General features: G+C 70.0%; 10 protein-coding genes and 2 rRNA genes. 10 read left to right on the top strand and 2 right to left on the bottom strand.

Annotated elements, in window-relative coordinates; genetic code table 11:
- The 10 genes from G3I54_RS31380 to G3I54_RS31335 form a co-directional block, all read left to right on the top strand.
- Window positions 1-440: ribosomal RNA gene (locus tag G3I54_RS31380) — 23S ribosomal RNA — on the top strand; the annotation flags it as partial.
- A gap of 79 nt (window positions 441-519) precedes the next feature.
- Window positions 520-636 (top strand): 5S ribosomal RNA (rrf, locus tag G3I54_RS31375).
- 71 nt (window positions 637-707) lie between these two features.
- Window positions 708-1,352 (top strand): HAD family hydrolase, encoded by a 645-nt coding sequence (locus G3I54_RS31370; RefSeq protein WP_164619576.1) that lies wholly within the window; start codon window positions 708-710, stop codon window positions 1,350-1,352.
- A gap of 56 nt (window positions 1,353-1,408) precedes the next feature.
- Window positions 1,409-2,614 carry an MFS transporter gene (locus tag G3I54_RS31365; protein ID WP_164619574.1) on the top strand — a complete coding sequence of 402 codons (1,206 nt, stop codon included), beginning with the start codon at window positions 1,409-1,411 and terminating at the stop codon, window positions 2,612-2,614.
- Window positions 2,583-3,752, top strand: coding sequence for an acetoin utilization protein AcuC (locus G3I54_RS31360; protein ID WP_164619572.1), 1,170 nt, complete (start codon window positions 2,583-2,585; stop codon window positions 3,750-3,752). The genes G3I54_RS31365 and G3I54_RS31360 overlap by 32 nt, the downstream gene beginning before the upstream one ends.
- Window positions 3,753-3,859: 107 nt before the next feature.
- Entirely contained in the window at window positions 3,860-4,675 is an 816-nt protein-coding gene (locus G3I54_RS31355) for a phosphatase (RefSeq protein WP_137234240.1), read from the top strand.
- Between the two features lie 128 nt (window positions 4,676-4,803).
- A complete protein-coding gene (locus G3I54_RS31350; protein ID WP_003968329.1) occupies window positions 4,804-5,016 on the top strand; it encodes a helix-turn-helix domain-containing protein in 213 nt (70 codons plus the stop codon).
- Window positions 5,017-5,148: 132 nt separating this feature from the next.
- Window positions 5,149-5,247, top strand: a complete 99-nt coding sequence (locus G3I54_RS31345; RefSeq protein ID WP_003948845.1) for an AURKAIP1/COX24 domain-containing protein — start codon at window positions 5,149-5,151, stop codon at window positions 5,245-5,247.
- A 149-nt stretch (window positions 5,248-5,396) separates the two neighbouring features.
- Window positions 5,397-6,485 carry an NAD-dependent epimerase/dehydratase family protein gene (locus G3I54_RS31340; RefSeq protein WP_164619570.1) on the top strand — a complete coding sequence of 363 codons (1,089 nt, stop codon included), beginning with the start codon at window positions 5,397-5,399 and terminating at the stop codon, window positions 6,483-6,485.
- Between the two features lie 15 nt (window positions 6,486-6,500).
- On the top strand, window positions 6,501-7,574 hold the full coding sequence (locus G3I54_RS31335) for a lysophospholipid acyltransferase family protein (RefSeq protein ID WP_164619568.1): 1,074 nt from the start codon (window positions 6,501-6,503) through the stop codon (window positions 7,572-7,574).
- Between the two features lie 92 nt (window positions 7,575-7,666).
- Here G3I54_RS31335 and G3I54_RS31330 read toward each other — a convergent pair whose 3' ends face one another.
- Window positions 7,667-8,881, bottom strand: a complete 1,215-nt coding sequence (locus G3I54_RS31330; RefSeq protein WP_164619566.1) for a DUF5667 domain-containing protein — start codon at window positions 8,879-8,881, stop codon at window positions 7,667-7,669.
- 211 nt (window positions 8,882-9,092) lie between these two features.
- Window positions 9,093-9,869, bottom strand: a complete 777-nt coding sequence (locus tag G3I54_RS31325; RefSeq protein ID WP_003968333.1) for an ECF subfamily RNA polymerase sigma factor, BldN family — start codon at window positions 9,867-9,869, stop codon at window positions 9,093-9,095.
- Between the last annotated feature and the right edge of the window lie 452 nt (window positions 9,870-10,321).

The raw sequence follows: 10,321 nt of genomic DNA, 5'->3' as shown, positions 1-10,321 counted from the left end.
CTTCCCCAAGAGTCCATATCGACGGGATGGTTTGGCACCTCGATGTCGGCTCGTCGCATCCTGGGGCTGGAGTCGGTCCCAAGGGTTGGGCTGTTCGCCCATTAAAGCGGTACGCGAGCTGGGTTTAGAACGTCGTGAGACAGTTCGGTCCCTATCCGCTGTGCGCGTAGGAATATTGAGAAGGGCTGTCCCTAGTACGAGAGGACCGGGACGGACGAACCTCTGGTGTGCCAGTTGTCCTGCCAAGGGCATGGCTGGTTGGCTACGTTCGGAAAGGATAACCGCTGAAAGCATCTAAGCGGGAAGCCTGCTTCGAGATGAGTATTCCCACCAACTTGATTGGTTAAGGCTCCCAGTAGACGACTGGGTTGATAGGCCAGATGTGGAAGCCCTGTAAGGGGTGGAGCTGACTGGTACTAATAGGCCGAGGGCTTGTCCTCAGTTGCTCGCGTCCACTGTGTTAGTTCTGAAATAACGAACGGCCGTGTTTTCATCCGGTGTTGGTTAATTTCATAGTGTTTCGGTGGTCATTGCGTTAGGGAAACGCCCGGTTACATTCCGAACCCGGAAGCTAAGCCTTTCAGCGCCGATGGTACTGCAGGGGGGACCCTGTGGGAGAGTAGGACGCCGCCGAACAATTTTTCCGGGAAAGCCCCGTGCCTTGTGGCACGGGGCTTTTCTGCGTTCTGAACGTCTAGGGTCGAACCATGCGCTACGAACTGGTCATCTTCGACAACGATGGTGTGCTCGTCGACAGTGAGCCGCTCGCCAACACCGTCCTCTCCGGCTACTTGACCGAACTCGGTCACCCCACCACGTACGACGAGTCGCTCCGTGACTACATGGGGTCCGCCGTGCACCGCGTCCACGATCTCGTCGAGGAGAGGACCGGGCAGAAGCTGCCCGAGGACTTCGACTCCACGCTCAACACCCGTACGTTCGCCGCTTTCCAGCGGGAGCTGGTGGCGGTGGACGGGGCCGAGGAACTGCTCGGCAAGCTCGTCGCGGACGGGGTGGACTACTGCGTCGCCTCCTCCGGGAGCCACGAGCGGATCCGGGTCGGGCACCGCAAGACGGGCATCGACCAGTGGTTCGAGGAAGAGTGGATCTTCAGCTCGGAGGACGTCGGGCGGGGCAAGCCGGCGCCGGATCTGTTCCTGTACGCCGCCGAGCGGATGGGCGTCGCGCCGGAGCGGTGCGTCGTCATCGAGGACAGCCCGCTCGGCGTCGAGGCGGCGCGGGCGGCCGGGATGGACGTGTACGGGTTCACGTCGATGATGCCCGCCGACCGGCTCACCGGAGTGACCGGGCACTTCTCGGACATGGCGCAGCTTCCCGAACTGCTGGCCTGAAACTGCTCGGCTGATCCGTCTACCCACGGGTAGCGCCTGGCTCTACGCTCGCGGCCATGACAGAAGCGGGCTTGCGGTACGGCAGGGCCTCCCTGGGGTTGAGCTTCGGCGTCCAAGGGGTGGCCTTCGCCCTTCTGGTGACGCGTATCCCCGCCATTCAGGACCAGTACGGGATATCCGACGGGCTGCTGCCCGTCTTCCTCGCCGCTGTCCCGATCCTGGCGGGGGCCGGCAGCGTGGCCACCGAGAAGGTGGTCGCGCGGGTGCGGCCCGGCGTCGTCCTGCGGTGGGCCCAGCCCCTCGTCCTGCTCGCCCTGCTCGGGGTGGGCGCCGGGCGGGAGATGTGGCATGTCGCCGTCGCGCTCGGCGTCTTCGGGCTGGCCGTCGGGGCGCTGGACGCCTCCATGAACATGTTGGGCGTCAGCCTCCAACGGGCGTACGGGCGCAGCATCATGCTCGGGTTCCATGCCGCGTACAGCCTCGGCGGGATCGCGGGGGCGTCGCTGGCGTGGGTCGGGGCGCGGTGGGACCTTTCGCTGTTCGTGTCCTATCTGCCCGTGGTGGTGGTGCTGTTGCCCGCCGCGCTGGTCGGGAGCCGGTGGTACACGGAGGGGAAGGGGCCGGAGGAGGAAGCGCGCTCCGGTGGCGGAGGCGCCGGCGGGGCCCTGTCGTTCAAGCTGTTGTTGCCGTTGTGCCTCGTCATGACCTTCGCGTACATCGGGGACTCGACGGTCTCCAACTGGAGTGCCAAGTACCTCCAGGACGTGCTGGGCAGTTCGGAGCAGCTCGCGACCGTTCCGTACAACGTCTACATGGTGACGACCCTGCTGGGGCGGGCGGTGGGGGACCTCGGGGTGCGGCGGTTCGGGGCGGTCGCCGTGGTGCGGGGCGGGAGTCTGCTGGCGGCCGGCGGGTTCGCGGTGGTGGCGCTGGCGCCGGGCGCCTGGGTGGGGATGCTCGGGTTCACGATGCTCGGGTTCGGGCTGTGCGTGATCGTGCCGCAGACCTTCGCGGCGGCCGGGCGGATGTTCCCGGGCAACAGCGACGCGGCCGTGGCCCGGTTGAATATCTTCAACTATGTGGGGTTCCTGGTCGGTTCGCCGCTCGTGGGCGCTCTGGGCGATGCGTGGAGTTATCGGGGCGCCATGCTCGTTCCGATGGTTCTGGTGCTGGCGACGCTGGTGTATGCCCGCTCGTTCGGGCCGAGCCCCGCCCGATACGGTGGCGGGCATGAGCGGCCGCACACAGCTGATGTGGGATGACGCAGTTACGGGATACGACTTCGGGGAGACCCACCCCATGGACCCCGTCCGGCTCGACCTGACGATGGGGCTCGTGCGGGCGTTCGGGCTCGACGGGGCGGTGGATCTGCGGTCGGCGAAGTCCGCCGGGGACTCCACCCTGCGGCTCGTGCACCGCGAGGACTATGTGGCGGCGGTGCGGGCCGCCTCACTGAATCCGCGGGCCGCCGACCAGAACTACGGGCTCGGGACCGTGGACGATCCGGCGTTCGCCGGGATGCACGAGGCGTCCGCGCTGATCGCCGGGCTGTCGGTGGGGGCCGCCGAGGCCGTGTGGCGGGGCGAGAGCGAGCACGCGGTCAACTTCACCGGGGGGCTGCATCACGCCATGCCCGGGTCGGCCGCCGGGTTCTGCGTCTACAACGACCCGGCCCTCGCCATCGCCCGGCTTCTGGAGCTGGGCGCCGAGCGGGTCGCGTACGTCGATGTGGACGTCCACCACGGCGACGGGGTGCAGGCCGCGTTCTGGGAGGACCCGCGGGTGCTGACGATCTCGCTGCACGAGCACCCGAGGACGCTGTTCCCGCAGACCGGGTGGCCGGAGGAGACCGGGGCCGGGGACGGCGAGGGGGCCGCGGTGAACGTGCCGCTGCCCGCCGGGACCGGGGACGAGGGGTGGCTGCGGGCGTTCCACGCCGTGGTGCCCGAGCTGCTGGCCGACTTCCGGCCCCAGGTGCTCGTCACCCAGCACGGGGCCGACACCCACTTCGAGGACCCGCTCGCCCACCTCGCGGTGTCGCTGGACGCGCAGCGGGCCGTCATGGAGTCGTGTCACCGGCTGGCGCACGAGTATGCCGACGGGCGCTGGGTGGCGCTCGGCGGCGGCGGATACGCGGTGGTGGACGTGGTGCCCCGGTCGTGGACGCATCTGGTCGGGATCGCGGCGCACGCTCCGGTCGATCCGGAGTCGGTGGTGCCGCCGTCCTGGCGGGATCTCGTCTACGCCCGTACGCGGCAGCTGGGGCCGGGCAGGATGACCGACGGGCGTACGCCGTCCTGGAAGGCGTGGGAGGACGGGTACGATCCGGCCAACCGGCTGGACCAGGCGGTGCTGGCGTCCCGGAAGGCGGCGTTCCCGCTGCGGGGGCTGCTGACCTGAAGGGCGCGGCCGGGGCGGGTGCGGGCATTGTGCCGTGCGTTACGCCAACGGTGGGGCGTACCGGGAATCCGGCCCGCCGGGTTCCGCGATACGGCAGCATCCCAGGGGTGTTGAGCACCGGGGCGTTACGCGCCCATCTGCTGGCGGCCCGGCTGGCCGGGCCCGTTGCCACGCCGCGCGAGAACAGTCTGCGCAGCTACCGGCTGTTCGCCGCCCGGGATCCGCGGGTGATGCTGGGGCTCGCGCCCGAGCGGGCCTGGGGCGAGGGCGAGCTGTTGCGGCTGATGGCGGACCGGTGCGGGGTCTCGGCCGATCCCGCGCATGTGAGCGGGCCCGACGCGATCGACCCGGACCGGACGGTGGCCGCGCTGGACGCGTTCGCCGAGCGGTTGGCGCTGGTGGCCGAGCGGCGGGCTCCGGTGCTGCTGGGGACCGGTCATCCGCACCGGCTGCTCGGTTTCTACGCCGGGCTGGCAGACGCTCTGTCGGCGGCGGGCTGTCCTGTTCTCACCCCCGCGCAGGGGAGATGTGTCGACATAACGACCCGGTTTGGCGTACGCACGTACAACCTCGACTACGTACGGGGTGTCGCCCTGGTGCGCGAACCAGGGGGGCGGCCCACGGGTGGCGAGACCGGCGCGCACACGCATTCGCCGCTTCCGGTGCGGCTCGCGCTCCAGGACGCGGCGGAGCGGCTCGGGGTGCTGCCCGAGCTGGTGATCGGGGATCACGGCTGGGTCTGCGGCGCAGGTCAGCTGGGGATCGAGGCGATCGGGCCGGCGGACACGGACGATCCGGCGCTGTTCGTGGGGGAGGCGGAGGGCCGGGTGTCCGTGGTCGTTCCGCTCGACGACGGCGTACGGGCCCCGTTTTACCGGCCGTTGACGCGCTATGTGCTCAATCGGGCCCGTCTGTCACAGTAGGCCGCCGGCCGCCCCTCCTCTTCCCCACTCGCACCACCCGCCCCTAATCTGGTGAGTGAGCGCACAACGACGAAGAGTCACCGGAGGGGAAGCCGGTGCGCGTCCGGTGCGGAAGGTACAGGTGGGTCATGGCTGCTGGCAGCGAGAGGCCTCTCAACGAGGTCAAGTTTCTGACCGTGGCGGAAGTCGCCTCGGTCATGCGAGTGTCGAAGATGACCGTGTACCGCTTGGTGCACAGCGGTCATCTGCCGGCGATCCGGGTGGGCAGGTCCTTCCGGGTGCCGGAGCAAGCGGTTCACGCGTATCTCCGCGAGTCCTTCGTGGGGGTGGAATCAGCCTGACGTCAGCCTGGGATCAGCCTGGGGTTGCCTGCGGATTACGTCCCTCGGACGGTGGCGGGTAGGCTAGGCCGACGTAGGTCGTGTGGGCCCAGACGCCCCGCACCAGTGAAGATGAAGTAAGCGAGGGTAGTCGTGGGCTCTGTTATCAAGAAGCGGCGCAAGCGGATGGCCAAGAAGAAGCACCGCAAGCTGCTCAAGCGCACGCGCGTTCAGCGTCGCAACAAGAAGTAAGCGAACGCAGTTCGTGAGATCCGCAGCCCTTCCGCCCATCCGGCGGGAGGGCTGCGGTGCGTTTCGGGCCCTGGGGTCGTCACAGGGCGGCGTCCACCCGCTACGGTGACGGCCAGGGAAGTTACCGCGGGAAGCAGGGGAGCCGGGTCTTGGGAAAGGTCGTGCTCGTCACGGGAGTGGCCCGGCAGCTGGGGGGCCGCTTCGTCCGGCGCGTCCAGCGCGAGCCCGGGGTGGACCGGGTGATCGCCGTCGACGCGGTCGCGCCCGCACATCAGCTGGGCGACGCGGAGTTCGTCCGCGCCGACATCCGGCAGTCGGCCATGGCGCGGATCCTGGCCGAGTACGCCGTCGACACGGTGGTCCACCTGGACGTCTCCGGCAAGGCGCTCGGCGCCGGCGGCCGGACGGCGATCAAGGAGACCAACGTCATCGGCACCATGCAACTGCTCGGCGCCTGTCAGAAGTCGCCGACGGTGCGGCGGCTCGTGGTGAAGTCCAGTACGAGCGTGTACGGGTCGGCGCCCCGCGACCCCGCCGTGTTCACCGAGACCACCCCGCCCAAGTCGCTGCCCAGCGGCGGCTTCGCGAAGGACGCGGTGGAGGTCGAGGGGTACGTACGGGGCTTCGCCCGCCGGCGGCCGGACGTGGCGGTGTGCGTGCTGCGGTTCGCCAACATCCTGGGGCCGCACCCGGACTCGCCGCTCGCCGACTATCTGTCGCTGCCCGTCCTGCCGACCGTCTTCGGCTACGACCCCCGGCTCCAGTTCGTGCACGAGGACGATGTGATCGACGTCCTGGGGATCGCGGCGAGCGAGCCCCGGCGCGGGACGCTGAACAGCGGCACGTTCAACATCGCCGGTGACGGGGTGCTGCTGCTGTCGCAGTGCTCGCGGCGGCTGGGCAGGCCGACCGTGCCGGTGCTGCTGCCCGCCGTCACGTGGGTCGGCTCGGCGCTCCGTACGATCGGCATGACCGATTTCTCGCCGGAGCAGATCCGGTTGCTCACCCATGGCAGGGTGGTCTCGACCGTGCAGATGCGCGAGACCCTCGGTTTCCGGCCGAAGTTCACCACGGCGGAGACGTTCGCGGAGTTCGCGCGGAGCCGGGGGCCGGGGCTGTTGCCGCCGGAGACGGTGGGCAGGGCGGTGGACCGGCTGGCGGCGCTGCCGCTCCCGGGAGGCGCCGGGCCGCGGGAGCGCGGCACCGGTGCGGTACAGACGACTCACGGCGCCAGGTAGAGGAGCGCACCGACGATGGCGGACGCCAAGGTCATTCCGTTCGACGACGACCGTTCGCGGTCCGGTGGCACATCGCGTCCGGCGCGGCGCCGGACCGGGGCGGGCGGTCCCGGAGGCGGTCGCGGTGACGGCTCCTCGGCCCCGGTGAGCGCCCTGCCGGGGGCGCAGGCGCCCGAGCCGCCCGCGGCGGCGGAGCAGGCGCCTCAGGAGCCCCGCGGCGATACGGGCGGCGCGGAAGGTTCTCCGGCCGGCGGCTGGGAGCGGCGGATCGCGGGCGGGCTCGCGTTCCTGCGGCGGCGGGTCACCGGTGACTACGACGTCGACGAGTTCGGGTACGACGAGGAGCTCACCGACCAGGTCCTGATGTCGGCGCTGCGCCCGCTGGCCGACAAGTATTTCCGGGTCGAGGTGAAGGGCATCGAGAACATCCCGTCGGACGGCGGGGCGCTCATCGTGGCCAACCACTCCGGGACGCTGCCGCTGGACGGGCTGATGCTCCAGGTCGCGGTGCACGACAACCATCCGGCCGAGCGGCATCTGCGGCTGCTCGCCGCCGATCTGGTCTTCCACCTCCCGGTCGTCAACGAGCTGGCGCGCAAGGCCGGTCACACGCTGGCCTGTGCGGAGGACGCGCAGCGGCTGCTGGAGATGGGCGAGATCGTCGGCGTGATGCCGGAGGGCTTCAAGGGCATCGGCAAGCCGTTCGGCGAGCGCTACAAGCTTCAGCGCTTCGGCCGGGGCGGGTTCGTGTCGACGGCGCTGCGCGCGGGTGCGCCGATCGTGCCGTGCTCGATCGTGGGCGCGGAGGAGATCTACCCGATGATCGGCAACGCGAAGACGCTGGCCCGGCTGCTGGGCTTCCCGTACTTCCCGATCACGCCGACGTTCCCGTGGCTGGGGCCGCTGGGCGCGCTGCCGCTGCCGACGAAGTGGACGATCCAGTTCGGTGAGCCGATTCCGACGGACGGATATCCGCCGGAGGCGGCGGAGGACCCGATGCTGATGTTCAACCTGACGGACCAGGTGCGCGAGCAGATCCAGCACACGCTGTACAAGCTGCTGGTGCAGCGGCGGTCGGTCTTCTTCTGACCTGCCCGTTTGACCTGCCCGTTCTGATCAGTTGCACAGAGGGAGGGGCCGGTACGCCATCGCGTACCGGCCCCTTACCCGTGTGCTCCGGTCTACGGCCTGAGGTTCTCGCCGTCGATGCCGAGGCCCGGGAGGAGCCCGGGGAGGAGCGGGGGCAGGGTGACGTCCGGGGCGGCCGGCGCGCTGGGCTTGCTCTCGGGGGAGGGCTTGGTGAGGCCGTCCGTCGGGAGGTCGTCCAGCAGGCCGTCCGTGCCGCCGCCGAGCAGCCCGTCGTCCGGGGTGGTGTCGGCGGAGCCCGGGGAGCCGGAGGGCTTGGGGGTGGTGCTGTTGTCGTCGGTGCGGTCTCCGGGCTGCTCGGGGGCGGCCGGGGACGCGGGGGCGTCGGTCCGGGGCGAACCGGCGTCCGGGGCGGTGGTGTCGGGGCGTCCGGTGTTCTTGTCCTCGCCCGGGGGGCGGGGCAGGAGCGACTGGAGCGGCGCGACCTCTTCCTCTATGGCGTCGAAGACCGAGCTGACCTCGTCGCGGACGTCGGTGAGCTGGACGGGCAGCCGGTCGCGCAGGCTGCTCCAGGTGTCGCGGTGCGAGCGGGAGAAGGTGTCCAGGGTCTGGATGGGGCCGATCGCTCCGTCGCGCTGATAGGCGGCGCGGAGCAGGCGGTGGCCCTCGGAGGCGTCGTGGGACATGCCGTTGAGCGCGCGTCTCACGGCGCCGAGGGATTCGTGGTCGAGTGCGCCGGAGCGGCCGCGCTCCATGAGTCTGCGGGCCTCGCTGAGCCGGGTGGAGGCCTGGTCGAGATAGACCTCGCCGCGGTCGGCGTCGCCCTTGGCCATGCCGAGGCTGATGTCCTCCATCCCGCGCTTCAGCCCGTACAGCGAATCACCGGGGAGGGCGTCGGAGCTGGCGGCGGCCACTCCGCCGAAGGCTCCCGCGGCCACGCCGACGGTGAGCCCGCCGGCGGTGAGACCCTTCGCCCAGCGGGAGCGGGGGCGCAATTTCCGCAGTGGTGAGGCCCGGTGGGCCCCCTTGCCCCGTTGCACGGGCACCGTAGGGCCCGTGGACGCGCCGCCCTCGGCGAACATGGCCTCCATGGCCGCGACGAGCTGGGCTCGCTGCACCACTTTGACCTCGGGGTCCAACTGCGGCTTCGGTAGCTCACCGAGGCCGTTCGCCAGGGCCAACAGCGGTCCGCGGTCGGCCTGGTCGGCCGGCTCCGCGGGCTGTACGGCCGCCGCACCCTGGGGGGTCTGCTCCTCCAGGGCCTGGGCGAAGGCGTTCGCCCGCCGGTGTGCCGAAACGTTTGCGATCACTGGCGGCACCTCCTCTCGTCATGACGGTCGACTCCCCTGGCGGTCCGGAAGGTTGCACACCTTGAGCGTTTCCACTCGATGGAGTGAGTGGAGACGGACAGGGGGTGACGACAGGGGGCCTGCAACCGGCACAACGAGGCGCGCGGCACTTGGGTTACGCACGAAAGATGATCGGACCACTGCGTGACGGGACGGTCACGCAGCGGCCCGGTCAGCGGGCGTCGTCCGGCAGGAGTCGGGCGAGCGTCCGTACGGCTCGGTACTGGAGGGTCTTGATCGCGCCCTCGTTCTTGCCCATCACGCGGGCGGTCTCGGCGACCGAGAGGCCTTGGAGGAACCGCAGGGTGACGCACTCCTGCTGCTGGGGGTTGAGCCGCCGCACGGCCTGGAGCAGGGCGGCGTTGGAGAGGGACTCCAGGACGGAGTCCTCGGGGCTGCGCGCCACCTCGTTGGCGTCGAGCATTTCGCCGGTGGTCACTTCCAGTCGGAAACGACTGGATTTGAAGTGGTCGGCGACCAGATTGCGAGCGATGGTGACCAGCCAGGCGCCGAAATCACGGCCCTGCCAGGTGAACGTGGAGATACGGCGCAGCGCGCGGAGGAAGGTCTCGCTGGTGAGGTCCTCCGCGGTCGCCTTGCCGCCCACGCGGTAGTAGATGTACCGGTACACGGTGTCGCTGTACTGGTCGTACAGGCGGCCGAAGGCGTCCGCCTCACCGGCCTGCGCGCGTTCGACGAGATCCATCATGCGCGCGCTGTCGCTGTCGGCGGTGGGACGGCGGACGGTCGAGGTGGTCGAGGCGGCGCGGGTGCCGCGTCTTCCGACCGCCGCACTGCGTTCGGCCAGGGCGTAGCAAGGGCCGGCAGGTGCAGGGGTGGCAAAAGCGGGGACGGCGTACGCGGTGGGGACGAAGCCGCGCAAGCGGTCAATGACCGATGCACGCAGCGTAGCCAGGCCCGAGGCGTCAACCCCGACGTGTGGGTACACGGGACTCCCAGAGGCAGAGCTTCCATCACGAGCAGTTCGAAAAACGTCACCCGTGGTAGCGAGTGGCGGTCTCCGTGATGCGTCTGAGGAGAATAACGCTTCGTGCAGGCAGCGCTACACCCAGTTGTCTAAATCACCGGTTCCGTCGCTTCTGTTATCGCTAAGTGACGCATCAAGTAGCACATGGTGACCGTTTATTGATCGGATTACTTCGTGATCTGTCTGCGGGGGCGACGGGTTGTGGCCGGCCGCCGGCGATCCGGCAGGCCGGAGGGGGCGTCGGCCGCGGTGCCGGAGCGGCTCGCGATCGGCCGCCCGGCCCCGGGCGTGGCTGCGCCCCGTGACCGGACGGACGGGCACGGGGCGCGGAACGTGCGGGGTGCGAGGTGTGGTGCGTACGGAAGGGGCGCGGTCAGCGGCGGCGGCGGTGCAGGGCGACGGCGGCGGCCGTG

It is taken from the genome of Streptomyces sp. SID14515 (assembly GCF_010548505.1).
GTDB lineage: Bacteria > Actinomycetota > Actinomycetes > Streptomycetales > Streptomycetaceae > Streptomyces > Streptomyces caviscabies.
The sequence above is the reverse complement of the archived record's forward strand: the minus strand, read 5'-3'. Positions and strand labels throughout refer to the sequence as shown.

Coding starts and splice junctions, on each gene's coding strand:
- G3I54_RS31370 (WP_164619576.1), top strand. CDS start 708: ATGCGCTACGAACTGGTCATCTTCGACAACGATGGTGTGCTCGTCGAC.
- G3I54_RS31335 (WP_164619568.1), top strand. CDS start 6,501: ATGGCGGACGCCAAGGTCATTCCGTTCGACGACGACCGTTCGCGGTCC.
- G3I54_RS31350 (WP_003968329.1), top strand. CDS start 4,804: ATGGCTGCTGGCAGCGAGAGGCCTCTCAACGAGGTCAAGTTTCTGACC.
- G3I54_RS31360 (WP_164619572.1), top strand. CDS start 2,583: ATGAGCGGCCGCACACAGCTGATGTGGGATGACGCAGTTACGGGATAC.
- G3I54_RS31365 (WP_164619574.1), top strand. CDS start 1,409: ATGACAGAAGCGGGCTTGCGGTACGGCAGGGCCTCCCTGGGGTTGAGC.